Source organism: Erysipelothrix sp. strain 2 (EsS2-6-Brazil) (assembly GCF_016617625.1).
Classification (GTDB): Bacteria; Bacillota_I; Bacilli_A; order Erysipelotrichales; family Erysipelotrichaceae; genus Erysipelothrix; species Erysipelothrix piscisicarius.
Genome location: NZ_SBAR01000004.1, coordinates 17,800 through 37,794 on the forward strand (window position 1 = coordinate 17,800; position 19,995 = coordinate 37,794).

The following is a 19,995-nucleotide window of genomic DNA, read 5'->3' on the forward strand; positions in this document are numbered from 1 at the left end:
CGTATAAGAGCAACTCTGTAATAGAGATGGAATGTTTGGAATGTGATTATTCCAATATTGAGCATCAAAGTTTCATACTAACTTTTACTAAAAACTTTGATTACGCTAGTAAAAAGTGCTAAAATGACAATGATGAATTAGGGAAAAAGGAGATTATTCTATGATTAAAGGTATTGCTGCTTCAGCAGGTGTTTCAGTATCAAAGGTTTTTAAACTTCAACATCCAGTTTTAGAAATTGAAAAACGTGATGCAAACGCCGAAGAGGAAATCAAAAAATTACAAGATGCTGTTCTTGCTACTCAAAAGGATATTACAGCGATTAAAGAAAATGCAGTTGGACGTCTTGCTGATGAAGAACTCGCAATTTTCGATGCTCACTTAATGGTTACTCAAGATCCAGAATTTGTGGGTCAGATTGAAGAGATGATCAAAAATGATGCTGTTAATGCAGAATTTGCAATTAACGAAATTGGTAATATGTTTATTGGTATGTTTGAAAGTATGGATGATCCTTACTTCCGTGAACGTGCTGCAGATATTAAAGATGTGACGTATCGTATGAAGTGTCATGCTTGTGGCTTAAACATTCCTGATTTGACAACAATTAGTGAAGAAGTTGTAATAGTTGCAGAAGATTTAACACCATCCGATACAGCACAATTGGACCGTAATTTTGTTAAAGGTTTTGCTACCGAAATCGGTGGACGTACATCTCACTCAGCAATTATGGCTCGTAGTTTAGAGATTCCAGCAGTTGTGGGTGCAGGAAGTCTTTTAGACCAATGTGAACATGGTGATGAAGTGATTCTTGATGCTTTAGAAGGGGTTATCATTTTTAAACCATCTGAAGAAGAAAAAGCTTCGTACTCTAAAAAAGCTGCAGAATATGCAGAACACCGTAAGAGTCTTCTAGCGTTAAAAGATGCTGAATCTGTATCAAAAGATGGACGTCACGTTGAACTTGCCGGAAATATTGGTACACCTAATGATGTAGAGGGTGTCGTTAATAATGGTGGAGAAGCTGTTGGACTTTATCGAACAGAATTCCTTTACATGGATGCTTCTGAATTACCAAATGAAGAAGAACAATTTGAAGCATACAAGACTGTTCTTGAAAACATGGCACCTGGTCGTGTAGTCGTTCGAACACTTGATATTGGTGGAGATAAGGAATTATCATACCTTAAATTTCCACATGAGATGAATCCATTCTTAGGTTATCGAGCAATTCGTTTATGCCTTGACCGATTAGATATTTTCCGTGTTCAAATTCGTGCACTTCTTCGTGCAAGTGTTTATGGAAAATTAGCAATCATGTTCCCAATGATTGCAACAATTCAAGAATTCCGTGATGCTAAAGCGATTGTGGAAGAAGAAAAGAAAAACCTATCAAAAGAAGGTATTGCATATAGTGATGAGATTGAACTTGGAATGATGGTAGAAATTCCTGCAGCAGCGATGCTTGCAGATCAATTTGCTAAAGAAGCAGACTTCTTCAGTATCGGAACAAATGATTTAATCCAATACTCAATGGCTGCTGACCGTATGAATGAAAAAGTATCATACCTCTACCAACCATATAATCCTTCCATTTTACGTCTTGTAAAAATGACGATTGATGGTGCCCATAAAGAAGGTAAATGGTGTGGAATGTGTGGTGAAATGGCAGGGGATGAGAAGGCAATTCCTTTATTATTAGGACTTGGTCTTGATGAATTCTCGATGTCAGCCTCATCAATTTTAGAAGCACGTCGTATTATCCGTGATTTAAGTTACGAAGATATGAAAGAATTAACAGATAAAGCGCTAAACTGTGCAACAACAGAAGAAGTGCTTGAACTCTTGGATAATGCTATCCAATAATCAAATTTCTATTTTAAATAATCTTGATCAAAATATTTTTGAGATGATGTCTGCGGACAAATCAGGTCATGATTATTATCATATTAAGCGTGTTGTGAATCTCACTTCACGCTTAATTTCTGAAACGGATAATGAGTTCGTAATAAAATCAATTGCTTATTTACATGATGTGTTTGATGATAAAGTATTGAAAACAGACAATCTCGAGTTATCACTACAAAATCTTTTTAAGAAATGGAATCTTGATTTTGAGGGCTTTGAGGATGAAATTATTCTCGGTGTATCTCAAATTGGATATAAAGGTGGATTTGGAGTTCAAAATAAAATTCGATCTGGACAAATCGTATCGGATGCGGATTATCTCGATGCAATGGGTGCTATTGGGATCGCGCGAACATTTTATTATGCTGGAAGTAAGGGGACACCGCTCTATGATCCGACACTAAAAAGTGTTGAGATCGATTCCTTATCAGCTTATCGCACATTAAAACGAAACGCGATTGAACATCTCGATGAAAAATTAGTCAAGCTCTATGATTTACTCGAGACAGAAAAAGCCAAACGTATAGGTAAAGCAAGGCATCAGCGTTTATTAGATTTTTACCAAGATTTTTACGATGAAATGAACGAATCGGAAATGTAAAAAAGACAGGAAACTGTCTTTTTTTAGAGTGCAAGAAAGAATCCAATACTAATAATTGGTACAAACGGGTAATGTTCTTCTAGGGATTGACGTCTCAGTATCAATGAACATAAGAAAAAAAACGCAACGAATCCCATATAATAGATGCCCATTATACTTTTTTGTATTCCAGAGTAGAAACAAAGGGCCTCGATGAGTAGGACATCTCCGTATCCTATACTAGCTCTAAATCGATAGCAAAGATAAAAAGGGAGTCCAAAAACAATCGAACTAATAAAGTTATCGATTGTGATGGGTATTGGACAGATGATTCGTAAAATGTAGATTAGGTAAATAAAACATTTTGGTATTTTAAGTAATTTAAAGTCAAAATAAGATAAGAGCACCAGGATGACGACTAATAATGTGTTCGTGGTTTCAATAACAATCCCCCCTTATTAGATAATCTTCATATCAAGGTAACCATAAAAAAAGAGCTTACGCTCTTATTTTGAAAAGATTGTGATTGAAGCAATAAAAGGAAGTTCACCGTGTTTGCATTGGCCATCTGCTTTCCAATTTCGATAATGACCACCGGTAATCTTTCCACGGATATGATAGATTGAATTGAAAGATTTGTGGACTTCTACGAGATGTTTTGTGGGGATGTAACCAATAAGAACAAGATCATCATCAGAAACACCTGCCATAACTTTAATATGAGTAAGTGTTTCTTTACGATTACGCTCCTTAACAAGACTGATCGAAGGAATGTCGTTGAAGATGGTTTCAAAGATATACTTATCCAGTAATTTATGATTTTTTATTTGATCATAGTTCATTTTGTATGCAACGGATTCTTTGAGGAGTCCTCGTGCATTCATTTTGTGTAGTAATTGGTAGATATTCTCTTGGTTTTCATCACTTCGCACAAGCGTTAAGGTAATTCTTGATGATTCGTCCGTTGGTTTTGTGTTTTCCAGTGCTGGGTTAGACGCTTCTTTTGGTACGAAAGACGTAGCATTCTTCAGCGGATCGTCAAAATTTGAAGGGTTGAAGATACGTGTTGAATTTGTTTCTTCAAATGCTTGCGAATTAGAATCGCTTGATTTATTTTTTTGATTGGTTAGAGCAATATCGAAATCTTCTTCATCTTGATTGTCGAATACGGGCTCTAAGGGATCATCTTCTTCCTCATCATCGGTTAAGTCTTCATAATCCTGTCCCTTATGAATGGAGATTACAATAATACTCATGATTACGAAAAATAATGATGTACCACAAGCTAAAGCTGCATAGAGACGGTAACCTTCTTGATTCAGAATGTAAGCACCACCAAGACATCCGAGTCCAATTAAAATTAATAACGTTGGTAATATATTTCGTTTTTTCATCTAAACACCCTCTCTTTACGACTACATTAAGTGTAACCTATCCCTCTGTCAGAAGGCAAGTAAATAACCAATGTGTTTTCAAATAAAAACAGTAGATAATCTACTGTCTTTATTTATCTTCAAGCGATTTAATATCTTTTCGTAACTTCAAATATTGTAGTGAAAAGTATCCACTCATAAGAACTAATAATACAATTCCAATATACATAATCCATAAGTCAAACTCTGATGGATTAAAGCGTCCGTCTGCATTTCGTGTAACAAGGATAATAATTACAAGCAAAGGCACGATTACATAGGATCCAGTATCGGTTTTTTTGGATTTTAAAGCACTGAGAGAATTGAGTTTCGCATAGTCTTCATCTGATATCTTAATTATGTTGCGATCTTTTAAAAAGATGTATTTTTCATAAAGATAAAAACCGATAAACACTACGACTGACACGATAACTGAAACGAGAAGGGATTGTCTTAATAATCCATAAGACAATACGAATCCAAGCAGAACCCAAAGATTTCGTCCTGTAATAATGTTCATAATCTTCATTTCACGTTCAAGGATATGGTAACCTTCTTGTTTTCCCTTGATGACATAAAGTAAACGACGACGTTTATCTTTTAGCATGTCCATCTTAAATAATTCTTCATCTGTAAAATTCATAATTCGCTCCTACCTACAGTACACCATGATATTTTAAAGCATACATAATGCCGTCTTGATCAACGTCATGTGTAATAAAATCAGCGACTTCTTTTGCGGAATCACACGCATTTCCCAGTGCAACTGAATAATTCGCATTCTTTAAGAAATCCACATCATTGTCACCGTCTCCAAAACCTACATAACGTGTTACATTGAGGTGTTGGTTTAAGGTTCTTAATCCGTTGTATTTCCCACCCTGAGATGGAATTACTTCGAGATTTCCAAGTTGATCAAAAGCGGTGTTTTTATCACCGATAAGTCTATTATAATCATCTTTTGAGAGTGTGTCGATATCATAACTAATTAAATTATAGATTTTTTCATTTTGATAGGGCACAACAGGATACTCAGCAGGGATTCCAAAATGCTTCAAAGAATCCAATAAACGTTTATTGGCCTCACTTGTAAGCGTGTTTCGCGCTCCTTCTAAAAGCAAGGGTCCTTTATTAACTGCAATAAGATCATGTATAAATTCTGGTTCAAAATATATTTCAGAAATAACACGTTGCTCCGAATCTAAAATAAGCGAACCATTTGAAAGAACATAGCCATCCCATGGAAAGATATTATCGACTCCAGCCTCATGAATACCTAATAAACTCCGACCTGTACATAAAGCAACTAAGTATCCTTTTTCTTTTAACAGGTACAATGCATCAAGTGTACTTTGTGGAACTGTATGAGTGGTATTATCCAATAACGTTCCATCAACATCAAAATAGAATATTTCATTGTTTTTCATTTTATCACCTTAGATAGTATAGCATGAATGTGCTATGATACCCTTATGAATATTGAAATCAGTAGAAGTAAACGCAAGACGATGTCAATTTTAGTTCGAGATGGACGCGTTATCGTGAAGGCTCCCTATGGGACATCTGATACCGTAATTGAGTCGTTTGTTGCGCAAAAGACATCGTGGATTGAAAAACATTTACAAGCCTATGAACCCCTTGGATACCATCATAAGAGCATGGATCGGCTTCGTGTTTTTGGTGTGTACAAACACATAATATCGCTTGAAGGAAGCCCCTTTAAGATTGTGGAGTCAGCAGATAGCATAGAAATTACGATTCCGCCTTCGCTGTCTGAATCCCGTATCAATCAAAGGGTGGATGATTATTTCAAAGAACAACTTGAATTACGATTAGATGCACTTGTGTGTTTGTATGCATGGCGATTGAAATTAAAAACGCCTCCCTATAAGGTGAGACGTTATAAACGCTTATATGGTCGCTGCAATCAAAATCACGAACTAGCGTTTAATACATATTTATATCATGAGAGCCTTCCATTTATTCATTACGTAGTCCTTCATGAATGTGCTCACATTATTGAATTTAATCATAGTGATCGATTTTATAACGTCATATCATCTATTATGCCAACTTATAAGGCGGTCATTCGTTCAAATAAGATAAGACCAACGTCTCATCTGGATCAATAAAGATGCTCTTTTGTGTCGAAATACTTACCAATCCAGGGTTTGCACCCGGGATTTTTTTTATATTTTTTGCTTGTGTGTAGTATACCTCAACACTGCTTCCATGTCGGGCCTTGGAATAATATGCTGCAAGATGTGCACAGAGACGAATCTTGGATTCATCCAATTCAGATGATTTAATGATGACATGAGCGCCAAATGTATTGGCAGCATGAAACCACATATCATCTTTTCGTGCGAGTTTAAAGGTTAAATAGTCGTTTTGAAGATTGTTTTTACCAATGAAGATTGTTGTTTCATCATCATAAACAATTGTTGAATAGTTCGGCTTTTTCTTTTTCTTTATGGTTTGTTTCCGGATTCGCTTTTGATTAATAATTCCAAGAGAAATTAGCTCGTCACTAATTTCTTGAGCATCCTCAACAGTGGCTTGCTCAGCTTGGGTTTGAAGTTGTTCAAAATAATGGATTCGTGCCTCTGTTTTATGAATTTGCTCCTCAAGATAGAACAAACTGGTCTTTGCCTTTTGATAACGTTTAAAATAGCGCTTCGCATTGTCTTTGCCATTAAATCGTGGATCCAGTTCAATGGTCACATCATTGCCCTCGAAATCTTTTACGGTAATCTCACGGTGCCCGCTAGGTAAGGTGCTTGCGAAAGCAAAGAGGAGGTCACCTTTTTCTCTCAAATAATCACTGTCTTGTGCTTGATTATAATCATCATACAATTTAGGAAGTTTAATGCGACTACGTTTTAACTCGCGTTTGATTAGTTTTAAAAGATCTCCGGTATGGGCTTTAATGCGATCTTTCTGCTGTAAATCCTTAAAGTATAAGTCAAGACCTTCCATGATTGGCTCTTTTTTAAAATCCTGTTTTAGGTGGGTTAACTCAAGAATATGAAAATCACGTTCATACAAATAGATGTTTTGGGACTCAGATAAGCATCGAATGATTGCTTCTGGAGTTTGAGTTTTTAAACGGAATGTAATTTCACGTTCTAAAAGGGGAGAAATCCCATTAAATTGATTTTTTAATGCGTCTTCAGGATTATAAGAGGCAAGTTCCAAAAATGACTTCTTATCAAATTGAGGGGGATATTCATAGAGACCTCCGCTCACGATTGCTCGCGAAGCATTTTCAAAAGGCGCGATGCGCTTGAGTGCATCAATAATCACACCATCCTCATCGACAATGATAATGTTTGCATATTTCCCGAGAAGTTCAACTACGAGACGGTAAGGTCTTATCACTCCCATGTTGTCACGGTGCTCAATATGGATCTCGAGAACTCGATCAAAACCATATTGGGTAATTTGTGTAATAATACCGCCTTCGAGATGTTTTCGCATGAGGGTTAACAAATGTGTCTGATCGAGATTTGCAGTCGGTTTTTCTTTTGTCCATTGAACTCGACTAAACACAGGGTGTGTTGAGATAAACATATTCAATTTTTTACCTGCAAAACAATGAAGCATAAATTCATGATTCGAAGGTTGAGTAATTTTATTAATTTTAACAGGACAATCTTCATTCATCATCCTCACAATTCGATTTAACAGTACGCCATCTATAGCCATTTAATCTACCTCTCAATACTAATATTTAATATTATACCATTAAGTCTGCATGGTTTATAAAATTGTTTGACTTGTTATGGTATAATAAGTAAAATTATTAAAAGGGATGGTGTTTATGAGACGAGGATTATTAATTATTTTTTCAGGTCCTAGTGGGGTAGGAAAAGGAACAGTTCGTAAGTTGTTTTTTGATCGTGAAGAGTTGAACCTAGCGTTTTCTATTTCAATGACAACACGCAAACCACGAAATGGTGAAGTAGATGGACAAGACTACTATTTTGTTACTCAGGAGCGTTTTGATGAAGCACTCGCAAATAATGAGTTGCTTGAGCATGCTGAGTTTGTTGGGAATCATTATGGAACGTTGTTAGCGGAAGTGGACCGATTACGAGATTTAGGTAAAAATGTATTACTTGAAATTGAAGTTCAAGGTGCACTCCAAGTGATTGATCGAGTTCCAGATTCACTCAGTATTTTTTTAGTTCCGCCAAGTATGGAAGAACTCAAACGTCGCATTGAGGGAAGACAAACGGAATCCCAAGATGTCATTAATGAACGACTTGAAAAAGCAGCAAAGGAAATGGAATTAATGAATCATTACCGCTATGTAATTTGTAATGAGGATCCACAGAAAGCTGCAGACTCTGTTGCTTTAATTATTAAACGAAACATTGAAACAACTCTATAAGAGTTGTTTTCAGTCTATAGGAGGTGAAGTCATTGAAATACTTAGAGGTTTATATTGAAGAGAGTTTCTTAAATAATCAAACACTTACATACTCAAATAATGGTTTTAATGTCTCACCCGGTGTTCGGGTTATGGTTCGCGTACGAAATCGCTTAATGGTTGCCTTTGTGCACTCTGTAAAAGAACCGTATGAAACATCATATAGAGTCGCGCCCATTGATTCAGTTTTGGATGACGTTCCGATTTTAAGTGAGGAGCTCTACGATCTTGCATCATGGATGAGTTATGAGTACATGACACCCATGATACGCTGCTTACAAACGATACTACCCAATAAATTAAAACCAAAGCGTTCTGCAGGTACGATTAAAACAGAACGTATTTTGAGCGTTAAGTCTCAAAAAGATTGGTCAGTACTCACACCGAAACAACGTGCTTTTCTAAAGTACCTGCAAGAACATTCAACGCTCACATTAAAAGATGCGCGAGCATATTATTCCGACTATCGAAAACTCATTGATCGAGGTTTTGTGGAGGAATTTGAACGTGAAGTCGCTTATCAGCCTCAATTTGTGAATGCAAATTATCAAAAACCTATTCTGACACAAGACCAAAGGAGTGCACTCCAAAAAATTGAATTTGGTGTGTCCCATACCTACTTATTACACGGTGTAACAGGAAGTGGCAAAACAGAAATATACCTTAATGCTGCTGCAAAGGTATTGAAAGATGATAAGCAAGTATTAATTATGGTGCCGGAAATTTCGCTCACACCTCAAATGATTGAAAGGGTTTCGAAACGATTTGGTGAAGATGTTGCGATTTACCATTCTGCATTAAACGATCAAGAAAAATATGAACAATATGTTAGGGTGCAAAAACAAGAAGTTAAGATTGTTGTCGGGACACGCTCTTCGATTTTTATGCCTTTTGATCATTTAGGGTTAATTGTCATGGATGAGGAACATGATTCAAGTTATAAACAAGATCAAATCCCGATGTATCATACTCGAGACATCGCTATCAAACGCAGTCAATATCATCAGTGCCCCTTAGTTTTAGGGAGTGCATCCCCAGCTTTGGAAAGTTATGCACGCGCCCTTAGGGGAAAGTATCAACTGTTAGAACTCAATGATCGCATCAATCATATGTTTCCCAGCGTTACGCTTGTTGATACGCGAACAGCGCTTTATGATAAACAGTCGCCTTATCTCACTCAAACACTTATAAATGGCATTCATAAACGGCTAAGTCAGGGCGAGCAAGTGATTTTGCTGCTTAATCGAAGAGGGTATAATACCCTTCTGAAAAACGCTAATACAGATGAGGTATTGCTTTGCGAACATTGTGATGTTGCTTTAAATTATCATAAAGATGACCAAACAATTCGCTGTCATATGTGCGGAGAAATCTACCACCAATTACCACTGGTTGATGGAAGACCACCCAAAATAATCGGAAGTGGTGTTGGAACACAACGCTTGGTTGAGGAGTTGGAAAGTATTTTTCCTCAAGCACGCATTGCGCGGATGGATGCTGATACGACTTCAAAGAAAAATGCGCATCAACGCATCCTCAATGATTTTATTGATCATCAATCGGATATTCTTGTAGGAACACAGATGATTGCTAAGGGATTGGATGTCGAAAATGTAACGTTAGTCGGAATCGTTAATGCCGATGCAACACTTGCGTACGCTGACTATCGCTCAGTTGAGTTGACCTTCAATATGTTGTTACAAGCTTCAGGCCGAAGTGGTAGGGGTCAGTACCCAGGGGAAGTCATAATTCAAACAAGTAATCCAGATCATTATGCAATTGTGTGTGCAGTAAACCAAAAATATAAACATTTTTTCAAACAAGAAATGGAATACCGAAAAATTGCGGGCTACCCACCTTACAATTACTTAATTTCACTTGTTTTTTTAGATGAGGATCCTTTGAAATCGTGGCAAGCTGCCGAAGATTTCCAAAAATTATTAAGTGACCAAAAATTTCAAATATTAGGTCCAACTGAACTTCGAAAGCTTCAACGAAAATATCGAACGCGCATGATCCTAAAAGGAAAAGATTTAGATTCAATGATTAACATCTGTAATCAAGCATTGCAGTTATACCGAAAAATTAATGGAACAGGAGTTGTCGTGGACGTTAATCCCATGACGTTAGAATAAGTATGAGAAGATTAGAGACTTATAAAGTACTAAGTGAAGTGTATTTCAAAGGCAGACACGCACACCTTGTGCTCAAAGAACTGGATTTACCAGTGCAAGATCAAGCATTTGTGAGTGCTTTTGTTTACGCTACGCTGCAGAATAGCTTATTTTTAGATTATCAATACGAAGATTTGGTGGATGCAAAGTTGCCTAAAGAAGTACGCCTTGTAATTAAAATGGGATGTGCTCAATATTTCAAAATGGATAAAATCCCTGATTACGCATTAGTGAGCGAGACGGTTGATCTTTGTAAAACCATTGGGAAACACCGTTACGCTGGTGTTGTTAATGCGGTTTTGAAAAAAGTGATTGCACGTAATGAACGCCCTTTATTGGGCAATGACCTTGAAGTCGCATCGATTCAATACAGTATGCCACTTTGGATCATGAAACTTCTCTCAAAACAATACAGTGAATCGTTTTCAATAGACTATGCGAAGTACTGTCAGGCGATAAAGCCAACCTACGTTCGTTTTAACACTTTAAAACCAACAACTGATGATTTATCAAATTATATCCTAAAGGATAATGAAACCATACAAGCAAAGCCAGCACTGTTTAAAAGTGAATATTTACAGGAAGGTTATGTTCTTGTTCAAGATCGAAACAGTCAAGAAGTGGTGCGTTGGATGGATTTAGAACCTTCGTTATCGGTCCTTGATTGCTGTTGTGGTCCTGGAACGAAAACCGTTCAAATTGCTAATTATCTTGAGAATACAGGGTCAATTACAGGTGTTGAGCTTCATGAATCACGTGCGCAAGCAACAAAGTCTCTTTTAGAACGCTGTAATGTAATCAATACACAAGTTGTAACAAGTGATGTACTTGAATTTCAAACAAATCAAGAATATGATCGCATTCTTGTTGATGCACCTTGCTCAGGTTTAGGTGTTTTATCGCATAAGCATGACTTGCGCTATCATATATTTCCACAAGACTTGGATGAATTGGTTAAAATCCAACAAAAAATGTTAATTCATACGTCGCAATTCGTAAAAAAACAGGGACTTCTTGTCTATTCCACGTGCACCTTGAATCGAAAAGAAAATGAGAAACAAGTCCAAACATTCTTAGAAAATCACTCAAATTTTGAACTTGTTCAAGAAGTCACCCTTAACCCGGTTGAGACAAAGGGTGATGGGTTTTATATCGCCAAATTGAAGAGAACATGTTAATATAAATAAATAGAATAAGTGAGGTTTTCGCGTGAAGTATACAAGTATCAGTGAAATCGGATTAATCCGCAAAGAAAATCAAGACTACGTTGCTGTAGTTGAAAATGACAATGCACTTTTAGCTGTTGTATGTGATGGTATTGGGGGCGCGAATGCAGGATCTGTTGCAAGTCAAATGGTTGTAAAACTACTTCGTGAAGCTTTTATTGATAAGCGTGAATTTTCAAATCTAAAGGATATTCGTGCTTGGTTTGATAAATCAATTACATCCATTAATCGTGCGACCTACCATGAATCTTTAGTCGTGCGCGAGTATTCGGGCATGGGAACGACACTTGTTGCAGTTGTTGTCTTGGGTGATGATGTGATTGGTTTCAATATTGGTGATAGCAGAATTTATAGTGTGAACCAAAATCAATTAACATGTTTGAGTCATGATCAAACGTATGCATATGAAATGTATAAACGTAATGAAATTTCGAAAGAAGAAATGTATAACCATCCTAAACGTAATATTTTAATGAATGCTGTTGGAATTGATGAAAATGTTGATTTTGAAGTCATTGACATAACGTCACAATGGGAATATTTATTGCTTTGTTCGGATGGACTTCATGGTTATGTTCCGCAAGAACACATTGAAGCAACCTTTAAAATTAATGGCCTTCTTGCTCAGCGGAATCATTTAATGGAAATGGCATATAAAGCGGGAGGATATGATAATATTTCAATTATTCTCCTCGAGGCAGATCGTCATGAATAGTAGTATTATTGGATCACGTTATCGTATTGTTAAGAAGATTGGTACCGGAGGGATGGCGGATGTCTACTTAGCACTCGATACTGTTTTAAATCGTGAGGTCGCACTCAAAGTTTTAAGAGGTGATTTATCACATGACCCGGTAGCGCTTTTGAGATTTCAACGAGAGGCAAATGCAGCCTCTGGATTGAATCATCCAAGTATTGTTGAGGTATATGATGTCGGTGAGGATGAAGGTCAACATTACATCGTCATGGAGATGATTCGAGGAACTACACTTAAACAACTCGTTCATCGCCGAGGTGCTTTAGATAAATATGAATCGGTAGCAATTATGCAACAACTCGCATCTGCATTACAACATGCTCATGCAGCACAGGTAATCCACCGAGATATTAAACCGCAAAATATTCTCGTTAAGGATGATGGAACGGTAAAAATTACGGATTTTGGTATCGCACTTGCCGGTGACGCAATCCAATTAACCAAATCAGATTCCGTATTAGGTTCAGTGCATTATATGGCTCCAGAGTGTTCTCGGGGTGAAGGTGCAGGAGAACAATCGGATGTGTATTCTCTTGGTGTTGTTTTTTATGAATTACTCACAGGGGATGTTCCTTATCGGGGAGAGACACCGGTTGAAATTGCTATGAAACATATGAGGGAACCATTTCCTTCTGTAATGAAGTTTAATCCTACACTGCCCAATTCAATTGCGAATATTATTGCACGTGCTACGCATAAAAACCGTACGCATCGTTATGCAAACATGAAAGAGTTTGTAGAGGATTTAGACACATGTCTCCTTGAATCTCGAGCGGATGAACCTTTATGGGAAGCAACGATGGAAAGTGATGATGGAACGAAATTAATTGAGAAACTTAATGGGGTAACGGAAACGGTCCCCAATCAAGACAAACCTAAAAAGAAAAAAACGATGATTATTGGTGCAAGTTTACTGGCAATTATTATTGTAATTTTTGGTATTTGGATGATCTTCGCCCCGAAAAAACCGAATGATGTAGAAATTCCAGACTTAGCAGGACTAAGTGTATCAGAAGCGAAAGAACATCTTGCAAGTTTAGGTCTTAATTATTCCCCGTCATATTTATACGAGATTTCCGATAAATATGAAGATGGCAAATTAATTGGTACAAAACCCGAAAAGGGAACGAGAGTTCTTAAAGGAGACCAAATTAAACTTATCGTATCGCAAGGAAAGATTTACACTGTAGAAGATTTTTCTGGGAAATCCGTAAATGATGTTAAGGCAATTTTATCTGATAAAAATATAAATATTAAAACGACTTCAGAATATTCAGCATCAGTTCCAACGGGTCATATTATCCGTCAGGAAGGATTGATGCCAGGTGATAAAATTAAGCCAGAACAACGTTATGATATTATTTTGGTTGTTAGTTCCGACAAAGAACTTGTGTTACCTGGGGACTTAATTGGTAAATCCATTGATGAAGCGAAAGCACAATTAGAAGAATTGGGTGTTGAGGTGACCACTTCAGAATTACCAACGCAAAACCTTAGTATTTCAGAGTTAAACAGTCTGAGCTTTGGCACGGTAATTCGGTCAAATCCAATGCCTGGAAGTTATTATATCCAAAATTCAGGGAATTCTGTGACATTGTATTACTATAGTGAGAGCAGTCGTCCCAAAGAAGAAGACGAAAAAGAAGAAAAGCCAAGTGATTCTGATGAGCAATCTGAAGGGAATCACGACAGGGAGGCATAATGAAAGAAGCTGTTATCACACGAATTGTATCCAACCGATATTCCGTTTATTTTGAAGGGGAGTTTATTATCGCGACTGCAATGGGGAAATTGAGGCTCGGTGATAAGCCGATTGTCGGAGATCATGTACATATCGAGGAGTTAGAGGGGAAATGGGTTATCCAACGCGTTCTTCCCCGCCGAAATCAATTGATTCGTCCACTTGTGGCAAATGTTGATCAAGCTCTTATTGTGATGTCTGCGAAAGAACCTGATTTTTCCTTTACTCTGGTCAATCGTCTTATTTTTCTTGTATCCCTTCAAAACATTAATCCTATTATTATAGTCTCAAAGAGTGATTTAGCAGATGAAGCACTCAAACAAAATATTCTTGATGAATATGAAAAATATGGTTATCAAGTCATCATGAGTGGAAGTAATTTACCAACCGATCCGCTTGAAGCGATTATGAAGGGAAAAATATCTGTCTTAGCAGGTCAAAGTGGTGTTGGGAAGTCAAGTATTCTCAATCGCATTAGCGACGATCTAGAACTTAATACACAAGAAATATCTAAGGCATTAGGACGGGGTAGACATACGACGCGCCACAATCAAATTTATCCTTTATGCGGTGGATGGATTGCGGACACACCGGGCTTTTCTTCATTAGATTTTAGTACTGTAGATCCGCTCGAGTTATCGCAAGCAATCCCTGATTTTGCGCCTTATATCGGAAATTGTAAGTACCGTGATTGTATGCATATAAAAGAACCGGGTTGCATTATTAAAGAAAACGTTGAAAGTGGAGCAATCTCAAAACAACGATATCAAGATTATCTTGATTGCTTAACATTAATTAAGGAGGAGTCACGATGAGTAAAATCGTATCACCATCTTTATTATCCTTGGATTTTAAAGATATGAAAACACAATTGAAACGTGTAGAAGTAGCAGGTGCAACGTGGTTGCATTACGATGTAATGGATGGAGTTTTTGTGGACAATATAAGTTTTGGTCCAGCAATAATGAAACAAATTGGTCAAGTTTCAGATTTATTGATGGATGTCCACCTTATGATTGTAAATCCTGAAAAGTACTTTGATATGTTTATTGAAAATGGCGCTGATGCAATAACCTTTCATACAGAATGTTATGGTGACCCAACTCAAGGCATTGAAGCTGTTAAGTATTTGAAGAAAAAGGGGATTAAGTCGGGTATTACATTAAGACCAGGAACAGATCTTGATAAAATTGTCCCTTACTTAAAACATGTAGATCTGGTTTTAGTGATGAGTGTTGAACCGGGATTTGGAGGACAAGCGTTTATGCCTGAAATGCTTGAACGAATCAAGCAACTTGATGAAATGCGAAAACTAAATAATTATGAATATCTTATTTCGGTAGATGGGGGCATTAATGGTGAAACCGGTCCTCGTGCACGTCTTGCGGGCGCAGATATCCTTGTTGCGGGTAGCTATGTATTTGGGGATGATATTGAAAAGGCGGTTTCGTCTTTACTATGAAAACCGTCACAATCGTTTTAGGAGAGCATCACGAAACTATTATAGGAGATGTCATTGGTGTGGATTTTGGTGCTTATGTATGTGCTCGCGATGGTGTAGCGATGACATTAGCCTGTGGCGATTTTGATTCTGTAACAACAGTGCAATTCAAGGAGATTGAGTTGCACTGTTCGCATATTCATAAATTAAACCCCATCAAAGATGAGACTGATTTTAAGTATGCATATTCTCTTTGTGATGATTATGATATTATTCGCGTTCTTGGCGGTTTGGGACGTCGAAAGGATCACGAGTTCATAAATATTATGACAGCGATGAAGGACTCAAGAATCGAGTTATATGATGGCTTAAACAAAATAAAACGATATGACTCAGGGAGCCATATCGTAGATAAGTTAAATTATAAGTATTTTTCGGTTGTTGTACTTAAACAAGGTTATATTACCCTGAAGGGTTTTAAATATCCTCTTACTCGACGAGAAATATTTCCTTTTGATGATTATCTCACTTCAAATGAAATGATTCATGATAAAGGAGAAATAATCCTCGAAGATGCAAGTGTTCTCGTTATTCAAGCATGCGATTCATAATAAAAAAACGGTGTGAACCGTATTTTTTATTATTTTGCTTGTTGTGCTTTCAATGATTTTAGTGCACGGGCGGAAATACGGACACGAGTTGGTTTTCCATCCACCATAATTGTTGCATTTTGCAAGTTTACATTCCATTTACGACGAGTCGCACGAAGTGAATGTGAACGTTTGTTTCCTGATAGTGTTTTTTTACCGGATACGGAACATACTCTAGGCATACCGTAACCCCCTTTCTTATCTATTTCATAACGCTTGACTATAATATCATATAGATTTTGTTTAATCAAGTATCTCAGGGAAAAATTATCACCAAAAATTCTTGTGTGAAATAACAAGCAAAAATGCACTTAACACACCATCTATCACTTTGCTATTGGACTTTATTATGATATTATGATAATAGCACAAGGAGGTTCGCTGATGGAGAAACAAATAGTTGCAGCTTTAGAAATCGCGGATCATGAAGTGCGCTTATTAGTTGGACAATTTTTCAATGGCCGATTAAATATATTAAAGGTTGAACGAGTCCCACATTTAGGTGTGGCGGGCTATTCGATTATGAGCGAAACGCATGTGGTCGATTCAATTAAAAAAGCGATTGAAAATGCATCGCGTAATTTGGGGGTTGTAATAAAACAAGTACTATTACTTGTTCCTGGCGTCCATATGAAGCGAATCAATAAACAATTGCGCGTACCAATCACTGGGCGTATTTCTGAGAATGATGTAAAAAGAGCATATAAAGAATTATTAAACGTAAAAGCTCCTGAAGGACATATATTAACGAACGTATTAATGAGTAAGTATTTTGTGAACGGAAGTTCGACTCGTAAATTACCATTAAATGAACGATGTGAAAGTTTAACGATAGAAGCAGATTGCTACTTCGGGAAACAATCCATCATTTTCCCATATGTGTCATGTGTTGAAAAATCAGGATTAAAGATTATTGATATTGTTTTAGATGATATTGGTTTTGCAAAAGAGGCTTCATTATTTGAAGCGTCAATTGATAAACCAATTGTTTCTTTAACATTAGGTGAAAAACTAACAAAATTATCACTATTTAGTAAAGGTATTCTCTTATCTAATGATTATATCGATCGTGGATTTGATGTCTTTATGAAGAAAATCGAACGTACATTAAAAGTGCCAACGGATGTTGTGCATCGATTATTGTATTTTAATATCGATTTAAATAATGAAAATCCGAAAGATGACCCTATATTCATATGGTCAACTAAATCAACATCCCATACCTTATCTCAGGTAGATCTTATGGATTTAGTTGCAGAGGATATTCATAAATTTATTGTTGAAATATGTAATAGTTGTGAACCGATTTTTGAAAGTCTTGGGGAACCTCGTTTTATTATTAGTGGAGAAGCCGCAGAGATTTCAGGAATTACAAATTGTATTGAAAAAATAACAGAAGCGGAGGCGGTTACATACCGTTCTACAACATTTGGTGTAAAAGATTATGGTCTAACATCTCTTGTAGGGGCATTTTACTTTTATAAAGACCAAAGTATATTCCGTGATGTAACACTCTCAAGCGTTGATGAAGATGAGTTTAAGCGAGTTGTGTTACAATATGAAAAAGACGAAGATGACTCGATTACTCAAAAACTGAAGAGCATGTTCTTTGAACGTTAGATGGAGGAGTGAACAAATATGGATGCGAATTTTGAACAAGTAGCAAGAATTAAAGTAATAGGTGTCGGTGGCGCTGGATGTAATGCGGTTAATCGAATGGTTGATGAAGGCATGAAAGGTGTAGAATTTTATGTCGCAAATACAGATTTACAAGTGCTTAACTGTTCGCCTGTAGTTAATCGTATAGAATTAGGCCGTGAGGTGACGAAGGGTCTTGGGGCAGGTGCGAATCCAGAAATGGGACGTAAAGCTGCCGTTGAGAGTGAAAATGAAATTCGAGAAGCTGTAAAAGATGCTGATATGGTCTTTGTTACAGCTGGTTTAGGCGGTGGAACTGGTACAGGAGCATCACCACTTGTTGCGAAAATCGCGCAAGAAGAAGGTGCACTTGTTGTAGGGATCGTTACAAAACCATTTACATTCGAAGGACGTCGTCGTTCAAATCAGGCAATGTCTGGATTGGAAGAATTAAAGTCTTATGTTGACTCATTAATTATTGTAAGTAATAATCAATTACTTGAAGTGATTGGACGTATTCCATTCCAAGAAGCATTTAAAGAGGCAGATAATGTACTAAGACAAGGTGTTCAAACAATTACTGATCTGATTGCTGTTCCTGCAATGATTAACCTTGACTTTGCGGATGTTCGATCCGTTATGGCAGGACAAGGAAGTGCTTTAATTGGAATTGGTATGTCACAAGGTGAAAATAAATCAATTGAAGCGGCTCAAAAAGCGATTACTTCTCCACTTTTAGAAGCACAAATTGATGGTGCTCGTAATGCGATTGTAAACGTTACAGGTGGCGATTCAATTTCGATTCAAGATGCATCAGAGGCAGTAGATTATATTCGTGATGCAGCGGGAAATGATATTGATATTATCTTTGGAGTTGCGATTAATGAAAATATTGGTGATTCCATTATTGTAACCGTAATTGCGACTGGTTTTGATGGTGCGGAAGAACCTGCACCTGAAGTCCATGCTACGCGTACTGCGGCTGAAGCAAGACCCGCTTATCAAACGTCACATAACAATCAGGAAGAACGTCGTACTGAAAACAATGATATCCCTGAGTTCTTTAAAACGCGATAAGTCACATTGTTTGATCTTTTAAAAGATTAGAAGTAAAGAAAGAACACGTTTCTTTCTTTTTTTATGAAATTATTTCTGAAGTACATACATAGTAACGGAGGTGATTTATGCTTTCGTTATATATAACTGGATTGATTGTATTAATCGGATTGGCGGCGGTATACAAAATCCTAACAAGTAGTAGCGGCAGTTTATCTTATGGTAAAGCCAAAATTCAGTGGGGACGATGATGGTCGACAATATCACCTAATGCCGCGTGAGAAACTTTTAGCGCTCGGTCCTGAAAAACTTTCGGATGCGGAACTGATTGCAATCTTATTACGGACGGGAACACGCAATAAAAGTGTTACAGTCCTTGCTTCTGAAGTCATACAATCGATTGGCGGAATTCAGAATCTGATTACGATTCAATATGGGGAATTATCAAATATCAAGGGTATGAAAAAAGCTAAATGTTCAACTCTCATTGCGTTACATGAGTTGCTTCGAAGAATTGTCAAGCCAGTGCCTGGGGAAAAGATTCAACTAAGTTCGTGTCAACATATAGTGAGGTGGTTAAATCTTGAGATTGGGTTTGAGGAACAAGAACGCTTTCTTGTGCTTTTTCTTTCCACTCAGAACAGACTGATTCGCTACTTAAATTTATTTAAAGGTACGGTTGATCAGAGTTTAGTTCATCCACGTGATGTCTTTAGAGAAGCGGTACGATGCAATGCATCTCGAATTGTACTCGTACACAATCATCCTGGAGGATCGCTCGCTGCCAGCGAAGCAGACATAGAGATGACTCAAGTTTTGATTAACTCTGGTTATATGATTGGAATTGAGGTGCTCGATCACATTATCGTCACCTCAACAGAGTCTGTTTCATTACGTAAATTGCAACCGGTTTTATTTGGAGAATAGGGGTTAAAACCCTTATTCTTTCATTTGTAAAAAGTTGGATTTGTAAGTATAA

General features: G+C 37.0%; 19 protein-coding genes. 14 read left to right on the forward strand and 5 right to left on the reverse strand.

The features are described from left to right. Positions 1 to 160: 160 nt before the first annotated feature. Both ptsP and EPJ89_RS03695 read left to right on the forward strand, forming a co-directional pair. Positions 161 to 1,864 carry a phosphoenolpyruvate--protein phosphotransferase gene (gene ptsP / locus EPJ89_RS03690; protein ID WP_161637506.1) on the forward strand — a complete coding sequence of 568 codons (1,704 nt, stop codon included), beginning with the start codon at positions 161 to 163 and terminating at the stop codon, positions 1,862 to 1,864. Further along, positions 1,836 to 2,507 carry an HD domain-containing protein gene (locus EPJ89_RS03695; RefSeq protein ID WP_244660801.1) on the forward strand — a complete coding sequence of 224 codons (672 nt, stop codon included), beginning with the start codon at positions 1,836 to 1,838 and terminating at the stop codon, positions 2,505 to 2,507. The genes ptsP and EPJ89_RS03695 overlap by 29 nt, the downstream gene beginning before the upstream one ends. Before the next feature lie 485 nt (positions 2,508 to 2,992). Here the strand turns inward: EPJ89_RS03695 and EPJ89_RS03705 are convergent, their stop codons facing one another. The 3 genes from EPJ89_RS03705 to EPJ89_RS03715 all read right to left on the reverse strand — a co-directional run bounded on the left by EPJ89_RS03705 (position 2,993) and on the right by EPJ89_RS03715 (position 5,325). Further along, complete coding sequence (locus EPJ89_RS03705; protein ID WP_200549021.1) at positions 2,993 to 3,880, reverse strand: hypothetical protein; 888 nt, start codon at positions 3,878 to 3,880, stop codon at positions 2,993 to 2,995. Between the two features lie 109 nt (positions 3,881 to 3,989). Further along, entirely contained in the window at positions 3,990 to 4,541 is a 552-nt protein-coding gene (locus EPJ89_RS03710) for a hypothetical protein (protein ID WP_125164365.1), read from the reverse strand. A gap of 13 nt (positions 4,542 to 4,554) precedes the next feature. Next, positions 4,555 to 5,325, reverse strand: coding sequence for an HAD-IIB family hydrolase (locus EPJ89_RS03715; protein WP_200549023.1), 771 nt, complete (start codon positions 5,323 to 5,325; stop codon positions 4,555 to 4,557). A 45-nt stretch (positions 5,326 to 5,370) separates the two neighbouring features. Here EPJ89_RS03715 and EPJ89_RS03720 point away from each other — a divergent pair, with 45 nt between their 5' ends. After that, positions 5,371 to 6,030 (forward strand): M48 family metallopeptidase, encoded by a 660-nt coding sequence (locus EPJ89_RS03720; protein WP_244660802.1) that lies wholly within the window; start codon positions 5,371 to 5,373, stop codon positions 6,028 to 6,030. On the opposite strand, the gene EPJ89_RS03725 is transcribed toward EPJ89_RS03720, so the two are convergent. Continuing rightward, a complete protein-coding gene (locus EPJ89_RS03725) occupies positions 5,984 to 7,606 on the reverse strand; it encodes an Rqc2 family fibronectin-binding protein (protein WP_200549027.1) in 1,623 nt (540 codons plus the stop codon). The genes EPJ89_RS03720 and EPJ89_RS03725 overlap by 47 nt on opposite strands. Before the next feature lie 115 nt (positions 7,607 to 7,721). Here EPJ89_RS03725 and gmk point away from each other — a divergent pair, with 115 nt between their 5' ends. The 8 genes from gmk to EPJ89_RS03765 are packed head-to-tail and all read left to right on the forward strand — an operon-like array spanning position 7,722 to position 16,283. After that, positions 7,722 to 8,294, forward strand: a complete 573-nt coding sequence (gene gmk, locus EPJ89_RS03730) for a guanylate kinase (RefSeq protein WP_125164369.1) — start codon at positions 7,722 to 7,724, stop codon at positions 8,292 to 8,294. 23 nt (positions 8,295 to 8,317) lie between these two features. Next, entirely contained in the window at positions 8,318 to 10,468 is a 2,151-nt protein-coding gene (gene priA, locus EPJ89_RS03735) for a replication restart helicase PriA (RefSeq protein ID WP_342621357.1), read from the forward strand. A gap of 2 nt (positions 10,469 to 10,470) precedes the next feature. Beyond that, positions 10,471 to 11,685, forward strand: a complete 1,215-nt coding sequence (locus tag EPJ89_RS03740) for a transcription antitermination factor NusB (protein WP_125164370.1) — start codon at positions 10,471 to 10,473, stop codon at positions 11,683 to 11,685. Between the two features lie 31 nt (positions 11,686 to 11,716). Beyond that, positions 11,717 to 12,448 carry a protein phosphatase 2C domain-containing protein gene (locus EPJ89_RS03745; RefSeq protein ID WP_200549032.1) on the forward strand — a complete coding sequence of 244 codons (732 nt, stop codon included), beginning with the start codon at positions 11,717 to 11,719 and terminating at the stop codon, positions 12,446 to 12,448. Then, a complete protein-coding gene (gene pknB / locus EPJ89_RS03750; protein ID WP_200549034.1) occupies positions 12,441 to 14,192 on the forward strand; it encodes a Stk1 family PASTA domain-containing Ser/Thr kinase in 1,752 nt (583 codons plus the stop codon). Before EPJ89_RS03745 ends, pknB begins: the two co-directional genes overlap by 8 nt. Continuing rightward, the gene (rsgA, locus tag EPJ89_RS03755; RefSeq protein WP_125164373.1) at positions 14,192 to 15,046 is read left to right on the forward strand and encodes a ribosome small subunit-dependent GTPase A; all 855 of its coding nucleotides are present in this window, start codon (positions 14,192 to 14,194) and stop codon (positions 15,044 to 15,046) included. Before pknB ends, rsgA begins: the two co-directional genes overlap by 1 nt. Next, positions 15,043 to 15,693, forward strand: coding sequence for a ribulose-phosphate 3-epimerase (gene rpe / locus EPJ89_RS03760; RefSeq protein WP_125164374.1), 651 nt, complete (start codon positions 15,043 to 15,045; stop codon positions 15,691 to 15,693). The genes rsgA and rpe overlap by 4 nt, the downstream gene beginning before the upstream one ends. Next, the gene (locus EPJ89_RS03765) at positions 15,690 to 16,283 is read left to right on the forward strand and encodes a thiamine diphosphokinase (RefSeq protein ID WP_161637515.1); all 594 of its coding nucleotides are present in this window, start codon (positions 15,690 to 15,692) and stop codon (positions 16,281 to 16,283) included. The genes rpe and EPJ89_RS03765 overlap by 4 nt, the downstream gene beginning before the upstream one ends. A 29-nt stretch (positions 16,284 to 16,312) precedes the next feature. Here EPJ89_RS03765 and rpmB read toward each other — a convergent pair whose 3' ends face one another. After that, positions 16,313 to 16,504, reverse strand: coding sequence for a 50S ribosomal protein L28 (gene rpmB, locus EPJ89_RS03770; protein WP_013853067.1), 192 nt, complete (start codon positions 16,502 to 16,504; stop codon positions 16,313 to 16,315). A gap of 202 nt (positions 16,505 to 16,706) precedes the next feature. Between rpmB and EPJ89_RS03775 the strand changes: the two genes are divergently transcribed. The 3 genes from EPJ89_RS03775 to radC all read left to right on the forward strand — a co-directional run bounded on the left by EPJ89_RS03775 (position 16,707) and on the right by radC (position 19,943). After that, complete coding sequence (locus tag EPJ89_RS03775) at positions 16,707 to 17,942, forward strand: cell division protein FtsA (protein WP_161637516.1); 1,236 nt, start codon at positions 16,707 to 16,709, stop codon at positions 17,940 to 17,942. An 18-nt stretch (positions 17,943 to 17,960) separates the two neighbouring features. Further along, on the forward strand, positions 17,961 to 19,037 hold the full coding sequence (gene ftsZ, locus EPJ89_RS03780) for a cell division protein FtsZ (protein ID WP_161637517.1): 1,077 nt from the start codon (positions 17,961 to 17,963) through the stop codon (positions 19,035 to 19,037). A 198-nt stretch (positions 19,038 to 19,235) separates the two neighbouring features. Further along, positions 19,236 to 19,943 carry a RadC family protein gene (radC, locus tag EPJ89_RS03785; protein ID WP_161637518.1) on the forward strand — a complete coding sequence of 236 codons (708 nt, stop codon included), beginning with the start codon at positions 19,236 to 19,238 and terminating at the stop codon, positions 19,941 to 19,943. Positions 19,944 to 19,995: the final 52 nt, after the last annotated feature.